This is a genomic window from Bacillus sp. FSL R9-9410 (genome assembly GCF_038050385.1).
Classification (GTDB): Bacteria; Bacillota; Bacilli; order Bacillales; family Bacillaceae_G; genus Bacillus_A; species Bacillus_A cereus_U.
This window is the reverse complement of record NZ_JBBOTV010000003.1, coordinates 41,494-67,529: the sequence shown is the minus strand read 5'-3', so window position 1 is coordinate 67,529 and position 26,036 is coordinate 41,494. Positions and strand designations below refer to the sequence as shown.

Below are 26,036 nucleotides of genomic sequence, written 5' to 3'. Positions count from 1 at the left end.
TTCTTTAAAGGGAAAGAGCGCTTTTTAAGGCGCTCTATGACCAAGAGTTATATATAAAGGTGACTGTGATTAGTGTATGTATGCTTTTAATATATATGCAGTTTTTAAACAAAATCGTTATTTAGTAATAGATAAAAAGAGCACATTCTTGTGCTCTTAGTTAACGATCAATGTAATTTATTTTAGTGTTTCTTTTTCATCTGAGGTATCAAATTTATCGATTAATTTAAAGATAGCCTCTAGAAGAACTGTAGATAAAATAGCAAAAATCAATACAGCATGAGGTGTTAATTTCACCGTTGTAAAGTTAAGGTTTGTTATCCAAAAATATCCAACATACATCGTCAGGAAGGTGCTAACAATTGAAATTGTAAAGCCTAAGAAACCTAATTCTTTTAGCCTTTCCTCGGATAATTTGAACACTCGTAGTACTAAAGAGAAGATGATTCCTACTATGAAAAAACCAATACATAATGTGAATAGTGACATTATACTTGGATATTCAACGTCATCAGGCATCCATTGTTGTTTTGATTGTTCATAAATCCTCCAAAAAATAATCTAAAGATCAATATTCTAGAGGATTTTAACACAAAAGTGTTAGTAAGGCTATAACTAAAAATAAGGCTGATTTTAAACAAAAATGCTATTTGTGCGACACGTTTCCTCATAAGTGTGCAAACACGAAATAGGAGGGTTATCAATTTGATAACAACAACTGATTGACTGAAAGTAGGAATGAAAGCCGTCAGGTTGAGCTGAAACTACTTATCTGATACTCCTACATGCAAGGCGTGATAGTAGTCACAAATTGTATGAAGCTAGGTGAAGTCGGCTGAACAAAACCTAAGTGAGAAATCATAGGGTAATGGATAGGTCGGGATGCTACAAAATATCTATGGTGAGAATGTCCAAATGGACTGGCGAACTTGCGAATGTACGGGTCTAAACGTTTAATACATCAGAAATGTGTATGTCGTCAACGACGGCGTTATCTACCGAGAAGTAAGATTAAATAGTATGAAATTCGGAACATCTAACGATGAGGATGTAAAGATAACAGGCTTAAAGTAAGCACCTAAGGATATATGTATAGATAAGTCAATCGGAACGTGGTAAGCAAGAAACTGTCACAAACGCCTACTAGCAGACAGGTGTATATAAGGTTCTAACGAACCGAAATTTCTTTATTCTTGTGAAGGTGGGGACACAGTACCGATGAAGCATGCAATGAATGTGGAGGGATAGTCCCTAGTCTTGTTCGTTGAAAACTAAATCAATTAGATGTAACTCACAGGATCGAGTAAGATGATGTGACCTTTCGTAAGAAAGGGGAATTAATACGTTGGTGAGTACAACATTGTTTGTAATTTAGTTGCTTTAGTATAAAAGGATAAGATGGGACGCTGTATGCGATGAAAGTCGCACGTGCAGTGTTAAGCGGGGGAAAAGATGGAGATAACTTCAAAGTCTTACCTATCGCAACGATAAGTAAACGCTAAAAAAGAGCACTATAGATAAGTGCTCTTTTCGAGAGTGAGTATAAATTCCTATCATTCTATACTAGTATATGCTCTACAGTATGTAGTTGCTACAAAAATGGATGTCAGTTTTTATTTAAGAATAGAGGCTTCCTGTAATAAAGCCTCTATAAAAAGGACAACTGAAGTTACGTTATAGTGAATTCAATTGTAATAGGAGTACCTCCATCTAGAACAGCTCCTCCTACAATAGTAGCAGCAGTAGTAGTAACTCCAGTAATAGTATCGCCTGTTTGGATTACGCCGTTAATATATAGCGTTAAAAATGCATAAGAAGCAGGGAATGTTGTTACAGCTCCAGCATCATCAGTGAAGTCAGTGTTAGCAAAAGTTAAATCAGCTCCAGCAACAGTTCCTGTTGCTGCCGTACTTACAAATCGTCTTCCAGCGATAAACGGTTTAACGATAGCCAATTATATTCACCTCTTTTCAGAACTTACTTGGACAAGTTTTTAGAAAGCTTGGTCCTGCATTTTATTATATGTCTTGCTTCTTTAAAGAGAAACGGCTTGTACACTGGTAAAAAAAAATCATTTTGTAGAAAAGGGGAATGGATATGGATATAAAAACGCAATTAGAAAATATAGTTTGGCACATTAATACAAATAGAGAAGTTTTGGGTGATGCTAGAACATTAGATGATGTAAAAAGAATAGTGGAAAAATCAGAGGGATGAAATTTTAATAAAATCCTTATTTGAAAGTTAAAGAGCGCCTTAGGAGAAAGGCGCTCCGTGACTAACAATGAGATGTATATGACTATTGTATGTATGTTTTTAGTGTAGGTGCAAGTTTAAACAAAATCTTTATTTGAATAAAAAGAGCGCTTTTTAAGGCGCTCTATGACCAAGATTTATATATAAAGGTGACTATGATTAGTGTATGTATGCTTTTAATATATGTGCAGTTTTTAAACAAAATCGTTATTTTATCTTAAATAAAAAAGAGCACACATATAAGCGTGCTCTCAAATAAGAAAGGTAGAATGCTATGAATGGAAAGCTTCCATACAATAACATATGCTTGTCCGGTTTAAATGTGAGAAGTTTTTAATAAAAACGCAATTTTAGTAGGAGAAGACTTCTTTAAAAAGGACCTGTAGTGAGGGCAGGACCTTTTTTTGGAAAAAAGTTAATAGTAAAGTTTACGTTGATGCTACTTATATAATACAAAATACAATTCATTAAATCTATATGTTGAATGTTGAAAAAGAATTGTATGTGTTTAATAAAAACTTCAATTTATCGTAGAAACACTTATCAAAACCAATGTATATATTTAATGAACAAGAAGCCCCTTCAAATTATTAATTGAGGAAGCTTCCAAAAGTGAAATATTAACTGTTTTTGAGAATAGCTTTATTTAAAATTAATCTAATTTTTCAATTACAATCGAAGCATTTACATTTGTTTGTGTCCCACCTGCTAAAGTCTGCAAAGTAACCGCAGCAGCGGAAGTATGATTATTAAGGGTAATAATATCACCTGCAGCTAAAGCGAGGATTGTTTGGCCGTTGTTTGGTTGAGTCCCTGCACCTGATCCATAAACTGCGCTGGTAACCGGAGCACCATTTAAAAAAAGTGTGAATTGATTAGGCTCAACTCCTGATACAGAAAAAGAAATTTTATAATCTCCTGCATTAAGAACCATTAATTGAGAAGTTCCCAGCGTATGAGTAAAACCAGATGTCATTCTACCATGTGAATTAAAAAGAATAGGTGCTTCTAAGGCAACAACTTGAGCTGCTGTATTGAAAACATAAGCATAATGAGATAACCCAGATACTGTAAGTCCGGTAGGCCCAGTAGGCCCAGTAGGCCCCGGAGGTCCACCAGAAGGCCCAGTTGCTCCAGTTATTCCGGTAGGCCCAGTAGGCCCCGGAGGTCCACCAGAAGGCCCAGTTGCTCCAGTTATTCCGGTAGGTCCAGAAGGTCCCGGAGGTCCACCAGAAGGCCCAGTTGCTCCAGTTATTCCGGTAGGCCCAGTAGGCCCCGGAGGTCCACCAGAAGGTCCGGTTGCTCCTGTAAGTCCGGTAGGTCCAGTAGGCCCCGGAGGTCCACCAGAAGGTCCGGTTGCTCCGGTTATGCCGGTTGGCCCAGAAGGTCCCGGAGGTCCCGGAGGTCCACCAGAAGGTCCGGTTGCTCCTGTAAGTCCGGTAGGTCCAGTAGGCCCCGGAGGTCCACCAGAAGGCCCAGTTGCTCCAGTTATTCCGGTAGGCCCAGTAGGCCCCGGAGGTCCACCAGAAGGCCCAGTTGCTCCAGTTATTCCGGTAGGCCCAGTAGGCCCCGGAGGTCCACCAGAAGGTCCGGTTGCTCCTGTAAGTCCGGTAGGTCCAGTAGGCCCCGGAGGTCCACCAGAAGGCCCGGTTGCTCCGGTTATGCCGGTAGGCCCAGTAGGCCCCGGAGGTCCACCAGAAGGCCCAGTTGCTCCAGTAGGTCCCGGAGGTCCACCAGAAGGTCCTGTCGCTCCGGTTATCCCGGTAGGTCCTATCGCTCCAGTTATTCCAGTAGGCCCTATTTGAGGTAAAGGAAAGGCACATGGAAAGGGTATGTGACAATTCTTTTTAAATTTACTCATTTTTACACCTCCCTTATAAATTAACTACCAATTTATATTTATACTTTAACAACTTATGAGTAAACAGAAACACGGGTGTAAGGAAAAAACCTATAATAATTACATAAAAGGTTTTAAGAGCAAGCCTTTATTTCACATTCCATACCAAAAAGAGCACTATATATAAGTGCTCTTCGGACCAAAACTCTTAATGTAAAAGAGTACGTGATATCATATGTAATTTTTTCATGGGGCGTGAAGTATTTGAACGAAAACGCTATTTTAATTTCAAACAAAAGAGCAGCTAGCAAAAGCTAACTGCTCAGTCTTGAAGGAAGTCTCGATCAGTACGGTTACACATAAGAGATTTCCGGCTGTTTAACAGCCTATCTACAGTATTAACGGAATATTGAGTTTTATTCAGGGGGGAGAGGGGAAAATTATCTTGTTACTACTTGATCTTGATCTGCAACATCAGAATCAAATGTGTTTGTTGCGCTAACACCGTTAAAGGTATTAACAATAAAAGCGGCATTAGTTGCACCTGAACCATTGTAAGATTTTTGATTATCTTTTGGGGAAACATTATAAAAATCACCTAAATTAAAAGAACCGTTACTGTTTTGAACGACAAGGTTTCCAAGAATAGATGGCAAAGTTTTCACCTGCTTTCTTAGGAAGAATTTAAATTAGTATATGGTGTAGGTGTCTAGAGGTTCATTTGGAATTAAGATTTCGAAGTTATTGCGCGTGAAGATTTTAATAAAATAATCCTTTTAATAGAAAGAGTGGTTAGAAGAATGGCTAGTTTAAAGAAGCGAAAAATAAGAAAATATATTGCTCGACGTGCGAAATCCTTTGAAAAATATAGAGTTAAAAATGCTTGGAGAAACATTTTTGTACAAGCTGGCATTTTAAAGTGAAAAGAAACTGAATATAGTCCGGTTAGAAAACTAGAGGACACCAATTTTTAGAGCAGCGATAAAGCTGTTTTAAGAAATGGTGTCCTTTTTATTTTGAATAGGGAGATGGGGAAATGAAGGTGCTAAGAGATCAATTGCGTGAGTGGAATAAGCAATCAAAACAAGCGAAAAAGAAAAACAAGAAAAAACAAAAAGAGAAATTAAGCACTCGTGAAATTGAAGATTTAATGGGGATTCGTGGACCACGTTATGAACGTAGATGTGGAGCTTTAAGACAAAAGTAATTAAAAAATAAAAAGGAGTGGTCTTACATGACTAAACAATTATCTTTCCTACCAAAAATCGATAGAACGGCAACACAAGAGGAATTAGAAGGCGTGTTGGAAAGTGTACGTATACATAGGCAATTCGGGATGATGCGTAAAGAAATGAAAGTCACTCCTTCTTATGAAATGCGTGAACACGGTCCTACACATGCAGTTGGTAAGCCATTAGAAGATGTTGCTATAGCGAATATTCAACAAAGTAAACGAGAAGAATGGCTTGAAAGAATGTCATTACGTATTGATCAATTTCTAAATCGATTAGGAAACGGACGTGCAGGAATTATCCAAAGGGATATTATTTATAAACGTTATTTAGAAGAAGAGGATGTATGTGATTATATGGTTTATAACGAAATGGGAATGTCAGAGCGTACTTATCGACGTTGGAAGTCTAAAGCATTTTATAAGCTCGCTTTTGCACTTGGATTAGAAGTTTACGAGATAGAAGAGACTGGAGGTAATGAATAATGAATTTTGTTCAGCCAATACGTGATCCAGAAGAAATACAGCAGCTAAAAGAGTATTTCAAGGAGAAGAGTGTACGAAATTATATTTTATTCATTATGGGAATCAATACAGGCCTGAGAATCTCTGACATTTTAAAATTGAAGGTAGGAGATGTCAAAGGGAGTCATATCTCTATGAGGGAAAAGAAAACAGGAAAACAAAAACGTATTCAAATTACTGCAGCATTAAAAAGAGAACTTAAATGGTTTATAGAAGAAAGAGAAGATCATGAGTATTTGTTGCAAAGTAGACAAGGGAAGAATCGTCCTATCGGTCGTAGCATGGCATATAAGATATTAAGTATAGCCGCAGCAGAGTTTGGATTAGATGAAATAGGAACACATACGCTAAGAAAGACGTACGGGTATCATATGTACATGCAAACGAAAAACATAGCATTACTCATGGAGATATTCAATCACTCGTCTGAGAAGGTCACGTTACGTTATATAGGGGTAAACCAAGATGCAATGGATAAAGCAATGACTAGGTTTAAAATCTAATCAATGCTTTTTCTTTTTTAAATCTATACAGTTACTCATAAATTCCGTACTGTGTAACTCAAAAGGGAAAGTTTAATTAAGTCAATGATAGCAAGGGATTTCAGAATCAGGTCAGTTACACACAATATAAGATATGGGTAAGTCAATTAAATGTAAAATTGTTATTTGTTCTATAAAGAATAAAGGAGGAAAAATAAAAGATTATAAGTTTTTTAGAAAAGTGTTTTTCAACAAAAAAATGTAGGAATTACAACATTAATGTATAAAGAGGTAAAATATGAAAAATAAAGGAGTGATTGGATTGGATTTTAACGGAATTATGGGGAATCTTATTGCAAGTGCGATTTATACTTTGTTGGGGATTATTGTGATTTGGATTTTTCGAACACCAAATAAAAAAATGAAGTAGCTGCCACCACTATAAATAATTCAATTAAACATATTCAAATTATTAATCTTCCACCAAAAATTATGGAAGCAAGAAAAGTAAATAGTGACATACCAAGAGAATGGTTAATTATCCATATAATAGCTTCTCTTATTTTAATTTATTTATCTTTAGTTTACAGAAATGAGATAATAGATTTTGGGTATATAACATTCTCTTTTGGTCTTATCATTTCGATATTAATAATTTACGGGGTACATAAAGTAGCAATATTGCAAGAGTTACCTACGAAAGATAAGGTGGGGCTGTTCTTTCCGATTGTTTATTGGTGTATGTTTCTTATAGTTAATATGAGTTTGAGTTCTCCAATAATAAGCAATTCTAATATTAATAATGCGGAGCAGTTTATTAAAAATGGAGGATGGAATGGATTGTTAGGAAGATTCCTAAATGTTTCAAGTACTTATCATCAGGAGTTTATAACAATCATGTTTAAGTTTTTTGGGATTGGATTACTTTATATAAGTTTGATTTGGATTATTAGATTCCAGTTGTTCTTTGTATTAAATTGGATTGTCAATGTAAAGAATAAAGGGGTTGCAAATAGCTTTATTATGTGGATGTATAGAAGGTTGTTCGTTTATAAATTTACTAATTATATTATTGCGACTACATGCATGTTATTAATTGCTTTTATATTAATAAACGGATTTTTATATTTGGTAGTACCAGACTTAAATAAAATCACATAAGCGGTGTTTCAAGGAATTTAATTGTGGCAGAGTCGTGACCGCTTTTTGGCAGGAAACGTGCCGGTTGTTTTGGGATTAGCGTGTTATATTTGTATTGTGAGTAGTGGCGGAAAACACAACTCATAAAGATTCCTTTATATTTTGTCTAAACGATTCATAATGATGGCACATAAAATCCGTAACCAGCAGATGGTAGTGATTGAATGATACCGTTATTAGGGAGAGCTTTTGCTCTTCTTCCGGCTACTTAATAATGTTGGTGCAGATTAGTGCAGCATCATTAGGTAGCTGGAAGAAGGATAAAACTTCATTTACCGTAGTTAAAGTGCAAATTAATACTTAATGAAAAAAGCATCCATTCGGGTGCTTTTATTTTGGAGGAGGATGAATAATGGATTTAACATTAGATGGATTAGAGCGGTGTTTTAATGAGGCTGTAAATTAAGGTGCAGAGTATGTAGCTCCAGGTATTCGTATTGTTGGATTTGTATATGGCTATTCGTTCTCAGGGATTCAACATGAGTTAGGATTATTAGCGGAATAATGATTAAACCAATAGCAATTATCGTAGGCGCTGCCGTGATCTGGGTGGCGTCTTGTTTGTTGTTAAGGGATGATAAGTGGTGAAATAGACTTGCAATTTGAAGATTAAATACGAATATTATTATTCTAAAATGCAAAATATAGACTAGTAAACAAGCTGTTTTTGTTTTTTAGCATAGAATATGATGAATCCTAGAGTTGAGAGGAGGTAATCATATTTATGGGATGTAATTGTAATTTCAGACATTGCAGAGATTGTAATAGATTTTGGGATGATTTAATGTTTTGTAGACGCAGACATAGAGATTGTGATGACCGTCGTTGTAGACGTGACCGTGACTGCGATTGTGATGAGTGCCGTCGCAGACGTAATCATGATCGTGACTGTGATCGCGATTGGTAAAGTACTTTAAATGAGTGCGCTTCTTCACAGCGCTCTTTTTTTGTTTATGGGTTTTCTAAATTAATACTTATTAAATATGAAGAATGTAGTTGCAATTCGATTTAAGGTCTAACAAAACAAACGAACACAACGAACGAAAATAAACAAGGCTCAGATGAGGCCCTGCTAGGTGGAGATATAGAACTAGTAATCCAATAGCGCTAATTAATTTTGGGAAGATGCAAAGTTTTAATTTAAATCCGTTTGGTGTTTTGATTTTTAGTTTCATAATTTTTCGCCCTCTCGTTTTTTGCCTTACAATTCTATATACAAGTTGAAGAAGCATTCTCCACAAACGGATAAAAATAATGGTAGTTAACAAAACAAACTCAACACAAACTAAATATTGTAAAAGTGGTTCAGAAACCATCTAATGTAACACATCATATATTTTGTTACATTAGGTTTTTAACAGAAAACGTTGATTTAACAACGTTTCTATCTATTTATAAAAATAACTACCATATTTTATGTAACATAATGTATATGAAGTTACATCTAATGTAACATAACGTATGGAGGGGTAAGGAATGAAGTTTGTGCAACCAATTCGAGATAAGAAAAAATTAGAAGAAGTGAAAGAAGTTTTGCGTCGTCAATCTTATCGTGATTTATTTTTATTTGAAATGGGAATTAATACAGGTCTTAGAATAAGCGACTTATTGAAGTTGCATGTGAATGACGTGAAAGAAAGAACTCACATTGTGATCAAAGAACAAAAGACGGGTAAAGATAAACGTTTCATTATTAATACTGCTTTACGTGAAAAAATAAACGAGTATGTAAATGGAATGGGCGAAATAGACTGCTTGTTTGCTTCTAAAAAGACGGGTAAACCAATTACAAGAATTCAAGCTTATCGAATCATGAATGCTGCTGCTGAAAAAGTAGGACTTGATGAAATTGGAACGCATACTCTTAGAAAGACTTTTGGCTATCATTATTACCAAAAGACAAAAGATGTAGTAATGCTACAAACGATCTTTAATCATTCTGCTCCATCGATTACATTACGTTATATAGGAATCCAACAGGATGAGATTGATAAATCATTGGAAGATTTCAGTTTATAAACTAAGAAACATTTAAAGTAGCGAATCCGCTGCTTTTTTATTTTTTTAAAAAAGAACCTGCAAACCTGCAGATTCTCCTGACAATGATTTATATAAGTAAGATTCGAAAATGAATTCAAGAGTGTTTGTTAATTCAATCTGTTCTATAATCATTGTTTCTAATTTTCTTTTTTATATCTAAAAATCCTATAAGCATAATTGTTATCAATACTAATTTAGTCCAATGAAATTCTTGATGGAACATTAGTCCATAGAAAAATTCACAAGCGTATATTAGCCCAATGATGAGGAATATCCAGATCATAGATTTCAAATCTTTTAAATGATACTTGTAATTATTGATTTTTTTCCACATATGTATCAGCTCCTTTTAGTATAGGTCACTTATAATATTACATTTAAATTAATGGATTCACAATAAAATACAAAGTAATTAGCGTGAGGCGGTGTAAGTGGAAGAAGAAAGTGTAAATGTTCCTACATGCTCTGTTTGTAATGAACCTTGCATGTGGACATTAAAAATGCCATTAACAATTACTCATTTTGATAAAACATATATTCGTGAAGCAAATACGGATAATGCTCATATATGCATTGAGTGTTTAGAGAAGGAAGTGCAAACAATTGGATAAGGGGGCAGGTGTTATGTAATTATGGCCAGACAACGAAGTCCAGACCGTAACAAAGCGTATGAAATATTTAAAGAACATAGCGGTGATATTACTAATCGTAAAATTGCTGAATTGCTGTCTACATCCGAGAAAGCTGTAAATGAAAAAACGGTTGGAGGATGGAAATCCAAAGATGAATGGATAGACAAATTTAATGGAGTACTCCATAAAACTGAACGGAGTACTCCAAAGAAAGATGCGGAGTACTCCAAAAAGAAACTAGGAGCACCCAAAGGAAATAAGAATGCTGTAAACAACCGTGGTGGAGCTAAAAAGGGCAATAAAAATGCTGCTGGTAATTCTGGTGGTTTTGCTCCGCTGCGTAATGGTAATGCTGCTACTCATGGTTTGTATAGAAAGTACTTACCACAAGAATTATATGATCTGAAAGAAGAATTAAAAGAAGCAGTTAACAATGATTCATTATCAATCATTTGGGATAGTATTATGTTGCAGTACACTCAAATCATTCATGCTCAACGTATCATGTTTGTTAGGGATAAAGAGGACATGACAAAGGAACTGCGAAAGAAAAAGCTGACCGAAAGCGGATTTGAGGAAGAATGGGAAATTCAATTCGCCTGGGATAAGCAAGCTAGTTTCTTAAATGCTCAATCGAAAGCAATGTCAACATTAGTAAATCTTATTGAAAAATACGATAGGTTAGCTAATACAGAAGAACAAAAACTACGAATTGAGAAACTCAAGAAAGAAATCGCTGCTATTAAAGTTGATGGTGAAACTAACCAGAATACAGAAGACTGGAAAGAGTCACTTATGAAGATAGCGGAGCGCAGACGTAAACAAAAGGAAGCTGAAGCTAATGACTAGTACTGCTTTTAGTGAATTCATGGAGATAATCGATGTTTATTGGGATGATCCAGTTGCGTTTGCTGAAGGTATGCTTGGTTTTTATCATTTTAGCCAAGAAGACTCCTTCCTCAAGGAACGCGAAGTGAGTAGGTGGGAGATGAATTGGCTTCGGACAAGGGATGGTAGGAAGCCATCTTACTTGTTGGACATACATAAACTGTTACTTCACTACCTATCGAATGTACGTTTGTTATATAATAGACACATATCGAAATGGGGGTGAAACGAATGATGATCAATAAAGCATATAAATTTCGTATCTATCCAAATAAAACACAAGCAACCCTAATTAATAAAATGATTGGCTGTTCTCGTTTTGTATTCAATCATTTCCTATCTCTATGGGATAACGCATACAAAGAGACAGGGAAAGGATTGACATATGGTACATGCTCTGCCAAACTTCCTGCCATGAAGAAAGAGTTTGTTTGGCTCAAAGAAGTGGATAGTATTGCGATTCAGTCGTCTGTTCGCAACCTTGCGGATGCTTATACACGCTTTTTCAAAAAACAAACTAGTGCCCCGCGTTTCAAATCTAAGAAAAACAACGTACAATCTTACACCACAAAACAAACAAATGAAAACATTGCCATTGTAGGAAAAAAGATAAAGTTGCCGAAACTAGGTCTTGTTCGATTTGCCAAGAGTCGCGAAGTAAAGGGACGTATTGTAAATGCTACAGTTAGACGGAACCCTTCTGGCAGATACTTTGTGTCATTGTTAGTTGAAACAGAAGTGCAAGAACTTCCAAAAACACAATCTTACATCGGAATGGATGTAGGATTAAAAGATTTCGCCATTTTGTCAGATGGAACAACCTATAAAAATCCGAAGTTTTTTCGGTCATTAGAAGAGAAGTTGGCGAAAGCGCAGCGTGTTCTTTCTAGAAGAATAAAAGGATCTTCTCGCTGGAATAAACAGCGAGTAAAAGTAGCTAGAATTCATGAATACATGACGAATGCTAGAAAAGATTACTTGGACAAAGTCTCAACTGAAATCATCAAAAACCACGATGTTATCGGTATAGAGGATTTGCAAGTATCGAATATGTTAAAGAATCATAAGTTAGCAAAAGCCATTAGTGAAGTATCATGGTCGCAATTTCGATCCATGTTAGAATACAAAGCAAAATGGTATGGCAAACAAGTCATTGTCGTATCGAAAACATTTGCTTCCAGCCAATTATGTTCTTGTTGTGGATATCAAAACAAAGACGTTAAAAATCTAAACCTACGTAAATGGGACTGCCCTTCTTGTCGTACACACCATGATAGGGATATTAACGCAAGTATTAATCTAAAGAATGAAGCGATAAGGCTTCTAACCACAAGGACTGTGGAGCTAGCCTAATCAATTAGAGTTCGTTAGAACTCTTTACTTAGGAATCCCTCACTTCTAAACGAAGTGAAAGTGGGGGTAGTTCAATCGATAGGATGATGTTATCTGCATTACTAATATTGATAGATGGTGACCCCTACTAGCAAGCTAAGGTTTTGAAGTACCCCCTAAATGAAAACTTTCTTTCTCTACAGGTAGATATTTTGAGAAAACAGCTCATTTTTTTGTTTTGGGGTATTTACTTGTCTTAAGTTGATGGGCATGGGGATAGTCCTTCTTGGCACAATCTCGTTTGTTAGTCTTTTTGGTACTCTTCAGCTAAGTGAGATGGATATGATGAAATAGGAGGACCAATTTTAAAATAGGATAAGCTGGTTTTTGAAATTGGTATACAGTTCTTTAACAGATACAGTTTTTGTAACATGTTTTTATCTATTGGGTGAAGCATGTGATCTGTCATAATGAAATAATTATGATGATAGATAAATACTTTCCCTTCAGGTAGAATCGTGTAATTAGATAAATTCGGATGAATAGGTGGTCCATCTGAAAATTCATCTAAACTACGTTGCGAAACTTTAATAATTTCTTGAACTGAGAATTTAAATTTGCGAAATGCTGTAGTGTTAATAAATGGACGTTTCTGATTATTCTCTATATAAAATAGTTCTCCTTTTTCATTTTTTACAACACGTAAATTTGGAATTAGTTCTGTAAGAGTTATAGGGGGACCTTCTGTGTATTTGTAAATAAATGGTTCGGGAATTAGAACGATTTGATTTTCATTATACTTGAAGTAAGAAAGCATTTCTTTTGATAGGGGCCTACGTTTATAATTATCAACTAAAAATACGTCACCTAGTGAACTTCTAAGCAATATACCATTTAAATCTTTAGATGGTATATTGGCATATAGATTTTGGAAGGAAAAAGGTGTTTTGAAAGTAATATCGAGCACTTTGTTAATAGGATAGAAAGGTTGGAATGTATTTAGACGTTTCCAAAACATAGCATCTCCGTTAAACCAATATAGTGGATCGGTCTCCCAATAATTACTGTATTTTTGATAAACCTTTAATAAGATTCTTCTTGTATGCATAACTGAACAGTGATCCACAACATTTGCAGCTGTATATAAAATTTCCGAGGCTTTCCTTACATATTCATGAGTAGGTTGTAGATTATAATCAACACATTTTACGTGCTGAGAAGAATACACCACATCTATTTCAGGACTTTTTTGTAAGAAAGATAACATTTCAGCTAATCTATTTGGAACGTACATAGTATCATCGGTTAAATAGCAAATATAATCTCCGCATGTTAATGGAAGCGCCTCATTAATGAGCGTTGCATATCTTGTGGTTTTATACCTTTCATTACTTTGTATAAAACTATTCTTATAATAAATTCGAGGGTCATCTAAATACTTTTTTATGATATTTATAGTATCTGGATAAGAGTTATCATCCATAATAAAAAGTTCCCATTCTTTAAAAGTTTGCATCTGAACACTTTCAATAACTTGATTAATTAAAGAAGGTTTATTATAGCTAGTGAGGATAATTGAAATCAGGGGTTTCAAAGTGGTCACCTCTTGTAAGAATTTTGAATAGCTTAATATTTTCAGGTGGATATTAATTGAATCTTTGGAGTTAGTTGTTTCTATCTATTGATATTTTATTTTTTGTACTTAAATAGTTTATTACTTGTTCATAGATAAGGTATAGACTATAGCGGATTATAAAAAAGATGTATGGACAAATAAAATAGCTACTTTATCATTTTATTACATATATAAATCTTTTTTTAAATTATCGGAACGGTTCGTCCTTTCTCTTTATATAATAACGTAACTGTTTTCTATTTAATGATAAGGAGGAGAGTAAAATTTGCCTAAAATTACAGTTATTATGACGAGTTATAATAAGCCCACATTTGTAGGGAAATCGATATTAAGTGTATTAAACCAAACTTTCCAAGATTTTGAACTTTTTATTATGGATGATGATTCTAACGAAATGACTCAGAAAGTGATTCAACCATTCATAAACAAGAAAAATGTACACTTTTATAAAAGTAATGTAGCCCATATTTCTGAACGAACAAAAAAAGTCAGATATGCTGCTTTAATTAACGAGGCACTTAAACATGCAAAAGGGGAGTATATTACTTATATTACAGATGATAATCAATACGAAAAAGAGCGACTTAAAATGATGTCTAGTTATCTTGATGAGAATAAAGATGTTCAAATTATTTATTCTGCATCAAAAACGATTCATCTAGATGAGTCAGATTTACCTATCAAAACTGTTGAAAGGCCTGCAAAAAAAGTTACTAATAATGCACCATGCGCAATTGATCATTGTTCTATAATGCATAGAGCATCTGTTTTGCCGATTCTTGAAAAAAGGTGGAGTTCTTACTGGGATGAAGATCCTCAGTTTTATCGTATTGGAGATGCACGCTTTTTTTGGAGATTAAATCATTATTGGGATTTTCATCCTTTAGATGAGGTTTTAGATATCAATTATATAACTTCACATTCAATCCATGCGCAGTTATTTGCGGAAGAAAAAAATGAATTTGTACAATTATTACCACCACAAAGAACATGTAAAGAATTAAGAGAAGACTTAAGAAAAAAAAGAGGGTGAAATGTTGAGTGACATCTATTTGAAAAATTATTGGTTATTAAATCTAGAATATATAAACATTTTTTCAGAATTAAAGCATTATAATGTTGCTTTACCATTACTGAGTAATTTCTATCAATATTTGGACGAAGATGTAAAAAATAAAATGAAAGAAAAAGATTTTTATAAACAACTGTCAATTGAACCTATAGAGGAAACACAGTTGCAGTTAGAGTTTGAAAAAAGAATGTCTTCATTTCAATCAAAGATAAAAAGAATAAATCAAAATGGAGTGATTCTCCTGAATTCAGATTATCTCCGTTTTTCAGTAAGTAATTTTACTCACTTTAATCCAAATCATACAAAGATATTAACTAGATCAAAAAAGACAGAACTTTATGGTCTTCCTACAATTTGTGCACCAGATTATATAAATAAAGCCCCTAATACTGCACATGTTTTCATCGAAAAGGCTAAAAAAATCTATTCAAAGTTTAATAAACATCCACTATTTTCAAACATGTTTTTTCAAAAAAAATTACTCAGCGACCTACCTATTATGATTGAGAAACTTAATATGGCATATTTCATTTTTAAAGAACAAGTTATTTCTGGTGTGATTGTTGGCACAACGGAGGATATAGCAAGCAGAGCTCTTACTTTTCTATCTAAAAGTGAAGGGATACCGAGTTATTGTCTTCAGCATGGTGCGATAATGGGTGAAGAAGCATACTTTCCAGTTTTCGCTACAAAACAGGTTGTATATGGAAGATATGAACGAGATTGGTACCTTCAAAAAGGGGTCAGTGAATCTCAAATTGAGATTATAGGGCATCCCAGATATGATGATATCTTCGATAGGTTATATATGGATAAAAAGAATCTTTTTAAACAATTAAAAATAGACCCCTCTACAAAAGTGGTTTTTATTGCAACCCAGCCATTTAAAACTTCATTTTATATCGAATTGACAGAAAAATTAGTGAAAGACAAAAATATCACAGTTATTATAAAGCCTCATCCTTGGGAAAAAGGGCGTAACCTAGTGGGAGAATATGTTCGGTTAAGTAACGTATATCCTAATGTTAAATATATAACAAATGAAGTGAACATGTACGATGTAATTTTGCATGCGAATCTAGTGGTTATTTCCAATTCAACAGTAGGGTTAGAGGCAATGTTATTAGATATACCTGTAGTTGTTTATAAATCGTTATTAGAGGATAGAGATTATAAATATTATGATAAATTAGATTGGCTTGTAAATCACTCTATTGAAGATATGATGAGCACAATTGAAAAAGTCCTAAACGATTCTTTGCAGTCTAGTCTAGCAAAAGAATTAAGACAACAATTTATTAGTGAAAATTATCCACAAGAAGTAAGCACCAAAAGGTTGCAAGGCTTAATTCAAAGCGCACAAGGATAAACAGTATTTTAAAAAGAGGAGGTATTCATATCTATGTTTTTTAAAAATAAAAACGTTTTAATTATTGGTGGAACAGGAACAATTGGAAAAAGCATTCTTTCTAATGTTTTAGAGGGAAAGCCAAAAGTTATAAGAATTTTTAGTAGAAGTGAATATAATCAATTTTTATTACAAGAAGAGTTTAGGGGTAAAAATCAAAATATTCGCTATTTAATTGGGGATATTCGAAATTATGATCGCCTATATAGCGCAATGGAAAATATTGATTATGTGTTCCATGTTGCGGCGATGAAGCATGTTTCATTTTGTGAATATAATCCGTTTGAAGCGGTATTGACCAACATTTTTGGAACACAAAATGTAATAAAAGCAGCAATTGCCCAGAAAGTAAAAAAGGTGATTTTCACAAGCTCTGATAAAGCAATTTCACCAACAAATAATTACGGTGCAACAAAACTAACAGCTGAAAGATTGATAACATCAGCGGAATATTCAAAAGGATCTAGTGAAACAATATTTGCAAGTGTACGTTTCGGAAATGTTATGGGATCGAGAGGTTCTGTTATTCCCTTATTTGAAAATCAAATTAAAGAAAATCACAAAATAACTGTAACTGATCTTAGTATGAGCAGATTTATGATGACACTGAAACAAGCAACGATGTTAACCATTGAAGCAATGAAAATAGCAAAGGGCGGTGAAACCTTCATATTGAAAATGCCAGTTATTTCATTAAAAGATTTAAGTGAAGTGATGATAGAAGAAGTTACAAAGTTGTATAGTTTGTCCAAGGATAGTATTAAGATTGAAGAAATTGGATTAAAACCTGGTGAAAAAATGTATGAAGAACTTATGACACATGATGAATCTTTACAGGCTTTTGAATTACCGGATATGTTTATCATACCAAGTCCACTAAAAAAGGGTGCTCAATATGAAAATGCCAATAGAGCGAAGCCAGGATTTTATCGCTCTGATCATCAAGATGCGATTTCAAAAGAAGAGCTTAGAAATTTGATTATAAACCAGCAACTACTAGCAGGAGGGGAGAAATTATGAAAATATTAGTAACTGGTGGTGCAGGATTTATTGGTAGGTGGGTTGTAAAGCGATTATTGCAAGATAAGCATGAAGTATGGATATTAGACAATTTAACGAATTCAACTACAGCAAATATTATCGAGTTCGTTCATGATTTAAACTTGAAGCAATGTATACAAGGAGATATTAAAGATAAAAAATTGGTGGACCAATTATTTAAAGATCATTCATTTGACCTTTGTTATCACTTAGCAGCAAGTATTAATGTTCAAGATAGTATAGATGATGCCAGAACGACTTTTGAAAACGATACAATAGGTACTTTTAATTTATTAGAACAATGTCATAAGCATAATGTCAAAATGGTCTTTATGAGTACTTGTATGGTATATGATAAAGCTACTAAAATACAAGGAATATCAGAATTGGACCCAATTAAACCAGCTTCTCCATATGCTGGATCAAAAATTTCTGCTGAAAACATGGTTTTATCTTACTATTATGCTTATAAACTACCAGTTGTGGTTATTCGTCCGTTTAATACGTACGGACCATTCCAGAAAACCGGAGGTGAAGGTGGGGTTGTTGCCATTTTTATAAATAATAAATTAGATAATGTACCACTAAATATTTATGGAGATGGGAAACAAACGAGAGACCTTTTATACGTTGAAGATTGTGCAGATTTCGTTGTGACAGCAGGATATTCTTCAAAAGCAAATGGTCATATTATTAACGCAGGAACAGGACAAGATATATCAATTAATAAATTAGCAGAATTGATTTCGAGAAATAAATTAAGTATTAAACATGTAACTCATATCCATCCACAAAGTGAAATTCAAAAGTTATTATGTAACTATGAAAAAGCAAAAACAATATTAAATTGGGAACCGAAAGTTTCTTTAGAAGAAGGAATTATTAAAACGGAAGAGTGGATTAAATCTTTAAAAATTAACCCTGAGGGGAAAGAATAATGATCAGGGGAATTCTAGGTATACATGGGGGAAAGCCTGTTAGAGAAATATATTTGCCATATGGTCAACAACAAATTGATGAACATGATATTCAGGCAGTTGTAGATATATTAAAAGGAGATTTTTTAACGACAGGACCAACGATTCAACGGTTTGAGGAGGCTATAGCAAAATATGTTGGGGCAAAATACGCTGTTTCTTTTTCAAATGGTACAGCTGCTTTGCATGCTGCCTGCTATGCAGCTGGCATAATTGAGGGAGATGAAGTAATTACAACTCCAATGACATTTGTAGCAAGTGCAAATTGTATTTTATACCAGGGTGGAAAGCCAATATTCGCTGATATAGACTATGAAACATATAACATCAGTACTAAATCTATAGAAGAAAAGATTACAAACAAAACAAAAGCCATCATTCCCGTACACTTTACTGGGCAGCCTGTAGAGTTAGATGTAATAAAAAAAATAGCAGAAGAAAATGATTTAATTATCATTGAAGATGCAGCCCACGCATTAGGAGCCACATATAAAAATAAAAAAATTGGTTCAATTGGTGATATGACAATGTTTAGCTTCCATCCGGTGAAACATATTACAACAGGAGAGGGCGGAGTAATTACTACAAATAATCCTCTGTTTTATGAAAAGCTTGTTCAATTTCGTACGCATGGAATTGAAAGAAATCCTCAAAAACTTCTTGAAAATCATGGGCCTTGGTATTATGAAATGCAATTCTTGGGCTACAACTACAGAATGACCGATATACAAGCTGCTCTTGGCTTATCACAGTTAAGTAAATTAGATTCTTTTATTAAGATTAGAAAGAAATATGTAGACATTTATAATAAAGAATTTAATAGTTTACCTGAAATCATCATACCAAAGCAATTGCCCCAAACCCACTCAAGTTGGCACCTTTATATCATTCGGTTAAATACTAAATTATTAAAGGGTAATCGAAAAGAAATTTATGAGGCATTACAAAAAGAAAATATTGGTGTGAATGTGCACTATATACCAGTACATTTACAACCGTTTTATCAAAATTTGGGTTATAGAAAAGGCCTTTGTCCACAAGCCGAAAATTTATATGAGGAAATTATTACACTTCCTCTATTTCCTAAAATGACAAAAGTTGATGTAGGGGATGTAATAAAAGCAGTAAGAAAAGTTCTTTCGTTTTATAGAGTTGCTAAACATTAAATGAAAGGGGTGTTATTAGAATTGCGAAACAAAAAGTTGTTAAGAGCAGTAACAAAAGTTGATATAAAAAAAGGAGAAATCATTACAGCTAATAAAGTTGATATGGAACTAGGTATCGTTGAAAATGCACTGAACCAGCTTCAGTTTGAGGAATTATTACCTCAAGTAGCTTTATATAATTTGCAAGCAGGAACTCCATTAACGAAAGAGGTTATTGAACCTCCTAAAGTAGTAATTATTGTACTTTGTCGATTAAAATCTACTAGGTTGCCTTTAAAAGCAATATTGCCAATACATGGAATCCCTTCTATTGAACGCTGTCTTATAAATGCATTAGCTATTCCTGGGGGACACCAAGTCATACTTGCTACTTCAGATGTAGCACAAGATGATCCTTTAGAAAAATTCGATCTAGGTGGGAAGGTTAAAATTTTCAGAGGTGATCCAGAAAATACCGCAGATCGCATACTCCAAGCTGCAAAACAAGAAAATGCAAACATTGTTATGCGGATTACAGGAGATTGCCCAGTTGTATCACCAGAAATCAATAATTATTTACTAGAGCAACATTTGAAAAGTGGAGCAGATTATACACAAGCACAGCTAAGTACGTTACCTGTCGGAACAGCAGGCGATATTTTCACATTAGAAGCAATCGAACGATTGCTACAAACCCCGAAAACCTTAACCTATACAGAATACCTTCCATTTTATTTTACAAATAACCCTCATTTATTCCGGGTCAATATAGTAAAACTCCCTCCTTCATTTTGTTATCCTTCTTGGAGGTTAACATTAGATGAACAACCAGATTTAGATTTGTTCAATGAACTTTATAAAAATCTTAATGTAAAAACCAAACCTATATATTTTCACCAAATAAAAGATTACATCCTTCGAAACCCTGAACTCATTCGAATCAATAGTCATGTGAAATTGAAATGGGCAAATCAACAATCATTAGTAGATGAGCTAAATAGAGAAACAAAATTATAAATCAATAAATTGTATTACTTTTAACGAGGAGGGAGTAACTTGGATGAGAAAAAAATTGTCTTTCGCGCTGATGCATCTATTGAAATAGGGACCGGCCATATTATGCGTTGTTTAACACTCGCTCAGGAGTTACAGAATAAAGGTGCGCAAATTTATTTCATTTGTCGTAAGCTACAAGGTGATCTTCAGCAATATATTTTAAGTAAGGGATTCCACGTATTTTTATTAGATACAAATGATGAAAATACTGAATACTCAAATGCAGTATATGGTAGTTATTTAAATTGGCTAAAACGTCATTGGTTTGTTGATGCACAACAAACCAATGACATTTTGTCTCAACTCCCCCAATTTGATTGGTTAATAGTTGATCATTATGGGTTAGATAAAAAGTGGGAGACTGTTTTTAAAAAAACTGTAAAAAAGATTATGGTAATTGACGATCTTGCAGATCGAGTACATGATTGTGAATTGTTATTAGATCAAAATCTATACGAAAGTCTTAATGAACGCTATAAAGAATTAATACCAGAGCACTCTTTAATAAAATTAGGACCTAAATATGCCATATTACGGCCAGAGTTCCATTCTGCTAAGAAATTTTTACGAAAAAGAACGGGTGCTGTTGAACATATTTTTATATTTTTTGGTGGACACGATGTAACAAATGAGACATTAAAAACGTTAAGGGCTATACAAAATATAAATAGTGGTACTTTAAAAATAGATGTGGTTGTAGGAAGCCAAAATCCTCATAAAAAAGATATTCAATCTTATTGCAGGAGCATTTCAAACGTTTCATTTTATTGTCAAATAGAGAATATGGAAGAGTTTATGATACGAGCGGATTTAGGGATAGGAGCTGGGGGCACAACAACATGGGAGCGCTGTTTTCTTGGATTACCTTCTATAACAATTACAACTGCACAAAATCAAATAGAAGTAACCAAAGCTGTGGCAGAGGCTGGAGCTACATGGAATATCGGTACAGCTGAAAGTGTTTCAGATGAAACCATCACGAAATGTCTAAACAAACTTTTAACAGATTCAGATAAAGTGAGAGAAATGTCTAATAAAGCTCTTGCCATAAAGTGTGCCAGTAATTCGGATGAAATAGCAAAAATTATTTTAGGAGGATAGTATGTTAAATATTGAAGATTTCCATTTGAAATGTATAGAAAAGAAAGATTTAAATCTTATTTTAAAGTGGAGGAATACAGAAGAAATTCGTTCTATTATGTACGAAAATCATAAAATAACAATAGACGAACACTTTAACTGGTTTGAAAGACTAAAGTTTGATGACACAAAGATTGCAAGAATATTGATATATAAAGAAAAACCTATTGGGTTTATTAATTTTACAAAGATAAATAAAATGAATCGAACTTGTTATTGGGGATTTTATATAGGTGACAAACAAAGCGTAAGGCGTGCTGGAACTGTATTAGGTATAGTAGCATTAGACTTTATTTTTGAAACAAATGGCATACAAAAGGTATGTGCAGAAATATTAGAATCAAATCGTATTAGTTTAAACTTTCATCAGAAACTCGGCTTCCAAGAAGATGGAAGATATGTGAACCATATTTTCAGGGATAATAAATATATCGACGTCATTACAATGACCCTGTTGCATGAACAATGGATGGAAAGGAAAGAAGCAATAAAAAAAGAACTTGAAGGTGAAAAATATGAGTAATATATATATTAGCGATAGAGAGATTGGCCATAACTCGCCGCCATTTATTATCGCAGAAATGTCGGGCAATCATAATCAATCATTAGATAGAGCACTACAAATTGTAGAGGCAGCTGCAGTGGCTGGAGCACAAGGATTCAAAATTCAAACATATACACCTGATACAATGACTTTAAATATAGAAACTGGTGACTTTTTAATTCAGGATACGAAAAGCTTATGGAAAGGTAAATCACTTTATCATTTATATAAAGAAGCATATACACCATGGGAGTGGCATAAACCAATTTTTGATCGCTGTACAGAATTAGGAATGATACCATTTAGTACGCCATTTGATGAAACTGCTGTAGATTTTCTAGAATCATTGAATGTTTCTTGTTATAAAATCGCATCTTTTGAAAATACTGATATTCCCCTCATACGTAAAGTAGCAGCGACAGGAAAACCAATAATCATTTCGACAGGTATGGCTTCGATTGCTGAATTAGATGAAACAGTAAGAGCTGCGAGAGAAGAGGGATGTAAAGAATTAATTCTATTAAAATGTACAAGTACGTATCCTGCATCTCCAAAATCTACAAATATAGCTACCATACCTCATATGAAGGAGTTATTTAAATGTGAAGTAGGTTTGTCTGATCATACACTTGGGGTAGGAGTATCTGTAGCAAGTGTTGCTTTGGGAGCAACAGTAATTGAGAAACATTTAACGCTTTCGAGGTCTGACGGAGGAGTTGACGCTGAATTTTCAATGGAACCTGCTGAATTTAAATTATTAGTAAGGGAAACTGAAAAAGCATGGGAATCTTTAGGGAATGTATATTATGGACCTACTGATTTAGAAAAAGATTCTTTGAAATTTAGAAGGTCATTATATGTTGTAGAAAACATAAAAGCGGGAGAAGTTTTCACGATTGAAAATATTAAAGCTATTAGACCAGGTAATGGCTTATTACCAAAACACCTATCCAAAATTATCGGAAAGAAAGCGAATAAGGATATTGAAAAAGGAACGCCTGTTTCGTGGGATCTTATTTGATAGAGTACAATTAGATACTACTAGGGATTCGTTGAATAAATTAAAATGCCTATTCAAGAAATTGAAAAGGCATTTTAATTTATTCAGAATGATTATAGAAGAAAAGATATTTTTAATTTAACCGCTCTTCCCGATAGAATTTTCCTTCCTCAAGCGTGTGCAAGGCGATAGCCCAACGGCAGGCGGGAGATGCATTTCGGTTGGCGTAAGCAACATATTTGCTATCATATACTTGTACAGATTGCTCTTTTAGAACTGAAGATATAAGGTTGTTGTAGGAAATTCGTCTACAACGTAAAGTCTTCAACGTTCTATCGTCCTACGCTACTGAAATATGCGAAAATCAAGCAGAGTAAGTAGCCTAGATGTGCCCAACGTACAGATACTATTTTTAAGGGGAGGGACTACCCTATTAGCTTGGTAAACATAAATGGCTAGTAAAAAGCACTTATTTCCCAAGAAGCTCCCACTTCAAGCGTCTGCTAAGTGGTGAGTAGTTCACTAACTTAATGAAGTTGTGATTGTAAAATAGCCGTTATAAAATTGATTCTCTCATGAAAAGTATGCTGTGTAATTACTTTTGTATGAATTTTTTCGACCATTAATCCCTTGAGAATCGTATCATTTAAATGAAAAGATATTTTATTTAAACAGTCATCAAAGCTGTTATAGGATATAATTTCATCTTTATTGAAGAAAGATGAAAGGTCAGATTTTTCTTCAATAATTTGAAAGCCTTGGCAAGCTGCGATATCAAACGTACGATTATTAATGGTATTACTTTTTACTCTATTTTTATTCTGTGGAAATAGATAACTACGATGAGGATTTAATATAAGACTAGCGTTATTATAATAGAATGCAACTTCTTGAGGTGGAATCCATTCTTCTATAATCTTAATTCTTCGGTGATTCCGCCATTTTTTAAATAACTTATTTCTCCAATGTTGACCAATTATTGTATAGTGATAAGGGGTTTTTTCCAATAGAAACTGTATCAATTTTACTCGGGTTGGATAAGGATATCCAATGAACAATACTTCGCTTTTATATGTTGAATTTTTTAGACCAGGTTTAAATATATCTATATTAGTTGCTAATGGTAAGTGATATACATTGGTATATCCTAAACTTGTATAATATTTAAGTGCTTCGCTATCAATAGTAAATATAAAATCAAAGTTATTTAATTGAAGAAGAGAAGTATCTATATAAAATGGGTCCTCAGTTAACCATACAGCTAATTTAATGTTCCTATTTTTTAAATATTGAATTGCTTTTTGTGGTATATGATTACCTAGTAAGGTGAAAACAATATCAGGATGAAACGTTGCCGTAATGAAATCCAATTTCTCTATCAATTCCCATGGCTGTACTGCTAACCATTCAAAATTTTGATCGATAAGTGTACTCTGTATGCTTTGATCAAGATAATGGTAAATTTTTGAGTAACCAGAAGTAATGTATAATAGTTTCATATTTCAATCCCTGCTTTAGGTTTAAAATATTTTATATGATAAACGTAACACTTTCTATTTCTTTACAACTGATTTTAGTGATACTTGTAGTAGGAGGAGTAACTGAATTTTCCTCTTCTAATGTGACTATACAATTATTAGGATCAAAATTTGTAAAAATAGCGGGTCCAATAATATTTCCAGATTTACCAGTCACAGTAACAACTTCACCAGGTGGTAAATATTTAAAAATATGACATGCTCCACCTGAACAACGAAATAAATTGCATAAGAACAAATTTATCCCTCCTTTGAACAATATACTATATCATATGAAAGTATGTAGAATGTTGTGTAGACAAGTAACCTTTAGAAGGAAAATAAAAAGTAAATTAAAGCCAGTTATTGGAATGATAGATACAATAGAATAATACTTTTGGGGGTATATTGATTAGATTTTTTCATGAAAAAAGACATTCATTAGAATGTCTTTACTATGGATCGAATGCGAATCATCTTAAGGGGTGGTTAAAGTAACACTTTCAATATCTTCACAACTTATGAATATAGTATTGGTAGAAGAGGGGGTTATCACATCTTCTTCAACTAATACAACCGCACAAATATTCGGGAAGAAAAGTGAAAAAGTGGCCGGTCCAATAATTTGTCCTGATTTAGTGGTAATTGTAACAACTGTTCCTAATGGCCACGAAGAGAATAAAAAACAAGCTAAACCTGTACATTCTGCCATATTAAACCTTCCTAACTGTAAGTTTTAATTTATATAAAATAGTCCAAACATTTTATAGTATATGTAGTAACAATATGGAATGTTTGGACTATTTTATAACGTAGAAGACACACCTACTCCAAAACTAGAAGAAGCATAGACATAATGGAGGAGAGCCTGGTGAAGGAATTTAAGTAATACTAATGTACAAGTTATAAATTTTGTGTAAGAAAAAAGACTTTGTGATTTACAAGGTCTTTTTATTTTTGTAAAAATACCCCTGTGATTTTTACCTATGTGAATGTATTAGTTGAGAAATTTTCGAGAAGATGCGCCGAAAACAATTAAATATTTCTTTTTGAAAGTACGATTTGCTATCCATA

General features: G+C 33.8%; 29 protein-coding genes and 1 pseudogene. 21 read left to right on the top strand and 9 right to left on the bottom strand.

Annotated elements, in window-relative coordinates:
• Positions 1-177 precede the first annotated feature (177 nt).
• The 4 genes and pseudogenes from MKX77_RS27140 to MKX77_RS27125 form a co-directional block, all read right to left on the bottom strand.
• Positions 178-528, bottom strand: a pseudogene (locus MKX77_RS27140) (epimerase); the annotation flags it as partial.
• A gap of 1,141 nt (positions 529-1,669) precedes the next feature.
• On the bottom strand, positions 1,670-1,954 hold the full coding sequence (locus MKX77_RS27135) for a DUF4183 domain-containing protein (protein WP_341308305.1): 285 nt from the start codon (positions 1,952-1,954) through the stop codon (positions 1,670-1,672).
• Positions 1,955-2,908: 954 nt separating this feature from the next.
• Positions 2,909-4,117 (bottom strand): BclA C-terminal domain-containing protein, encoded by a 1,209-nt coding sequence (locus tag MKX77_RS27130; RefSeq protein WP_341308304.1) that lies wholly within the window; start codon positions 4,115-4,117, stop codon positions 2,909-2,911.
• Positions 4,118-4,536: 419 nt separating this feature from the next.
• Entirely contained in the window at positions 4,537-4,752 is a 216-nt protein-coding gene (locus MKX77_RS27125) for a spore germination protein (RefSeq protein ID WP_341308303.1), read from the bottom strand.
• 144 nt (positions 4,753-4,896) lie between these two features.
• Between MKX77_RS27125 and MKX77_RS27120 the strand changes: the two genes are divergently transcribed.
• The 8 genes from MKX77_RS27120 (at position 4,897) to MKX77_RS27085 (ending at position 9,553) form a co-directional block, all read left to right on the top strand.
• Complete coding sequence (locus tag MKX77_RS27120) at positions 4,897-5,019, top strand: DUF3983 domain-containing protein (protein ID WP_341308302.1); 123 nt, start codon at positions 4,897-4,899, stop codon at positions 5,017-5,019.
• 113 nt (positions 5,020-5,132) lie between these two features.
• The gene (locus MKX77_RS27115; RefSeq protein WP_341308301.1) at positions 5,133-5,303 is read left to right on the top strand and encodes a hypothetical protein; all 171 of its coding nucleotides are present in this window, start codon (positions 5,133-5,135) and stop codon (positions 5,301-5,303) included.
• 27 nt (positions 5,304-5,330) lie between these two features.
• Positions 5,331-5,813, top strand: a complete 483-nt coding sequence (locus MKX77_RS27110) for an ArpU family phage packaging/lysis transcriptional regulator (protein ID WP_341308300.1) — start codon at positions 5,331-5,333, stop codon at positions 5,811-5,813.
• Positions 5,813-6,355, top strand: coding sequence for a site-specific integrase (locus tag MKX77_RS27105; protein ID WP_327928022.1), 543 nt, complete (start codon positions 5,813-5,815; stop codon positions 6,353-6,355). The genes MKX77_RS27110 and MKX77_RS27105 overlap by 1 nt, the downstream gene beginning before the upstream one ends.
• Before the next feature lie 277 nt (positions 6,356-6,632).
• Positions 6,633-6,764, top strand: a complete 132-nt coding sequence (locus MKX77_RS27100) for a hypothetical protein (RefSeq protein ID WP_341308299.1) — start codon at positions 6,633-6,635, stop codon at positions 6,762-6,764.
• 467 nt (positions 6,765-7,231) lie between these two features.
• Complete coding sequence (locus tag MKX77_RS27095) at positions 7,232-7,495, top strand: hypothetical protein (RefSeq protein ID WP_341308298.1); 264 nt, start codon at positions 7,232-7,234, stop codon at positions 7,493-7,495.
• A 763-nt stretch (positions 7,496-8,258) separates the two neighbouring features.
• On the top strand, positions 8,259-8,441 hold the full coding sequence (locus MKX77_RS27090; protein WP_341308297.1) for a hypothetical protein: 183 nt from the start codon (positions 8,259-8,261) through the stop codon (positions 8,439-8,441).
• A 569-nt stretch (positions 8,442-9,010) separates the two neighbouring features.
• The gene (locus MKX77_RS27085; RefSeq protein WP_341308296.1) at positions 9,011-9,553 is read left to right on the top strand and encodes a site-specific integrase; all 543 of its coding nucleotides are present in this window, start codon (positions 9,011-9,013) and stop codon (positions 9,551-9,553) included.
• A gap of 133 nt (positions 9,554-9,686) precedes the next feature.
• Here MKX77_RS27085 and MKX77_RS27080 read toward each other — a convergent pair whose 3' ends face one another.
• Positions 9,687-9,908 (bottom strand): hypothetical protein, encoded by a 222-nt coding sequence (locus MKX77_RS27080; protein ID WP_227495985.1) that lies wholly within the window; start codon positions 9,906-9,908, stop codon positions 9,687-9,689.
• Between the two features lie 97 nt (positions 9,909-10,005).
• On the opposite strand from MKX77_RS27080, the gene MKX77_RS27075 reads away from it, so the two are divergent.
• Genes MKX77_RS27075 through tnpB form a run of 4 tightly spaced genes read left to right on the top strand, consistent with a single transcriptional unit; the run spans position 10,006 to position 12,447 of the window.
• The gene (locus tag MKX77_RS27075; RefSeq protein ID WP_341308295.1) at positions 10,006-10,185 is read left to right on the top strand and encodes a hypothetical protein; all 180 of its coding nucleotides are present in this window, start codon (positions 10,006-10,008) and stop codon (positions 10,183-10,185) included.
• Between the two features lie 21 nt (positions 10,186-10,206).
• Positions 10,207-11,055: a phage terminase small subunit gene (gene terS, locus MKX77_RS27070; protein WP_341308294.1), complete on the top strand. Its 849-nt coding sequence runs from the start codon at positions 10,207-10,209 to the stop codon at positions 11,053-11,055.
• Positions 11,048-11,320 (top strand): hypothetical protein, encoded by a 273-nt coding sequence (locus tag MKX77_RS27065; protein ID WP_341308293.1) that lies wholly within the window; start codon positions 11,048-11,050, stop codon positions 11,318-11,320. Before terS ends, MKX77_RS27065 begins: the two co-directional genes overlap by 8 nt.
• Positions 11,321-11,325: 5 nt before the next feature.
• A complete protein-coding gene (tnpB, locus tag MKX77_RS27060) occupies positions 11,326-12,447 on the top strand; it encodes an IS200/IS605 family element RNA-guided endonuclease TnpB (RefSeq protein WP_341308292.1) in 1,122 nt (373 codons plus the stop codon).
• A gap of 283 nt (positions 12,448-12,730) precedes the next feature.
• Here the strand turns inward: tnpB and MKX77_RS27055 are convergent, their stop codons facing one another.
• Entirely contained in the window at positions 12,731-14,020 is a 1,290-nt protein-coding gene (locus MKX77_RS27055) for a glycosyltransferase family 2 protein (protein ID WP_341308291.1), read from the bottom strand.
• 307 nt (positions 14,021-14,327) lie between these two features.
• Between MKX77_RS27055 and MKX77_RS27050 the strand changes: the two genes are divergently transcribed.
• From MKX77_RS27050 to pseI, 9 genes are read left to right on the top strand one after another with little or no spacing between them, the layout of a single operon-like run.
• Positions 14,328-15,095, top strand: coding sequence for a glycosyltransferase family 2 protein (locus MKX77_RS27050; RefSeq protein ID WP_341308290.1), 768 nt, complete (start codon positions 14,328-14,330; stop codon positions 15,093-15,095).
• 4 nt (positions 15,096-15,099) lie between these two features.
• Positions 15,100-16,503: a CDP-glycerol glycerophosphotransferase family protein gene (locus MKX77_RS27045; RefSeq protein WP_341308561.1), complete on the top strand. Its 1,404-nt coding sequence runs from the start codon at positions 15,100-15,102 to the stop codon at positions 16,501-16,503.
• 33 nt (positions 16,504-16,536) lie between these two features.
• A complete protein-coding gene (locus tag MKX77_RS27040) occupies positions 16,537-17,562 on the top strand; it encodes an SDR family NAD(P)-dependent oxidoreductase (RefSeq protein WP_002191469.1) in 1,026 nt (341 codons plus the stop codon).
• On the top strand, positions 17,559-18,521 hold the full coding sequence (locus MKX77_RS27035; protein WP_341308289.1) for a dTDP-glucose 4,6-dehydratase: 963 nt from the start codon (positions 17,559-17,561) through the stop codon (positions 18,519-18,521). Before MKX77_RS27040 ends, MKX77_RS27035 begins: the two co-directional genes overlap by 4 nt.
• Positions 18,521-19,726, top strand: a complete 1,206-nt coding sequence (gene pseC, locus MKX77_RS27030; RefSeq protein ID WP_341308288.1) for a UDP-4-amino-4,6-dideoxy-N-acetyl-beta-L-altrosamine transaminase — start codon at positions 18,521-18,523, stop codon at positions 19,724-19,726. The genes MKX77_RS27035 and pseC overlap by 1 nt, the downstream gene beginning before the upstream one ends.
• Positions 19,727-20,722 (top strand): cytidylyltransferase domain-containing protein, encoded by a 996-nt coding sequence (locus MKX77_RS27025; RefSeq protein ID WP_341308287.1) that lies wholly within the window; start codon positions 19,727-19,729, stop codon positions 20,720-20,722.
• Positions 20,723-20,761: 39 nt separating this feature from the next.
• Entirely contained in the window at positions 20,762-21,862 is a 1,101-nt protein-coding gene (gene pseG, locus MKX77_RS27020; RefSeq protein WP_341308286.1) for a UDP-2,4-diacetamido-2,4,6-trideoxy-beta-L-altropyranose hydrolase, read from the top strand.
• Between the two features lies 1 nt (position 21,863).
• Positions 21,864-22,424 (top strand): UDP-4-amino-4,6-dideoxy-N-acetyl-beta-L-altrosamine N-acetyltransferase, encoded by a 561-nt coding sequence (gene pseH / locus MKX77_RS27015; protein WP_341308285.1) that lies wholly within the window; start codon positions 21,864-21,866, stop codon positions 22,422-22,424.
• Positions 22,417-23,466, top strand: a complete 1,050-nt coding sequence (gene pseI / locus MKX77_RS27010; RefSeq protein ID WP_341308284.1) for a pseudaminic acid synthase — start codon at positions 22,417-22,419, stop codon at positions 23,464-23,466. The genes pseH and pseI overlap by 8 nt, the downstream gene beginning before the upstream one ends.
• 506 nt (positions 23,467-23,972) lie before the next feature.
• Here pseI and MKX77_RS27005 read toward each other — a convergent pair.
• The 3 genes from MKX77_RS27005 to MKX77_RS26995 all read right to left on the bottom strand — a co-directional run bounded on the left by MKX77_RS27005 (position 23,973) and on the right by MKX77_RS26995 (position 25,674).
• Positions 23,973-24,944: a CgeB family protein gene (locus MKX77_RS27005; protein WP_341308283.1), complete on the bottom strand. Its 972-nt coding sequence runs from the start codon at positions 24,942-24,944 to the stop codon at positions 23,973-23,975.
• A 31-nt stretch (positions 24,945-24,975) separates the two neighbouring features.
• Positions 24,976-25,221 carry a CGEA protein gene (locus MKX77_RS27000; RefSeq protein WP_341308282.1) on the bottom strand — a complete coding sequence of 82 codons (246 nt, stop codon included), beginning with the start codon at positions 25,219-25,221 and terminating at the stop codon, positions 24,976-24,978.
• 219 nt (positions 25,222-25,440) lie between these two features.
• On the bottom strand, positions 25,441-25,674 hold the full coding sequence (locus MKX77_RS26995; RefSeq protein ID WP_113769904.1) for a CGEA protein: 234 nt from the start codon (positions 25,672-25,674) through the stop codon (positions 25,441-25,443).
• Between the last annotated feature and the right edge of the window lie 362 nt (positions 25,675-26,036).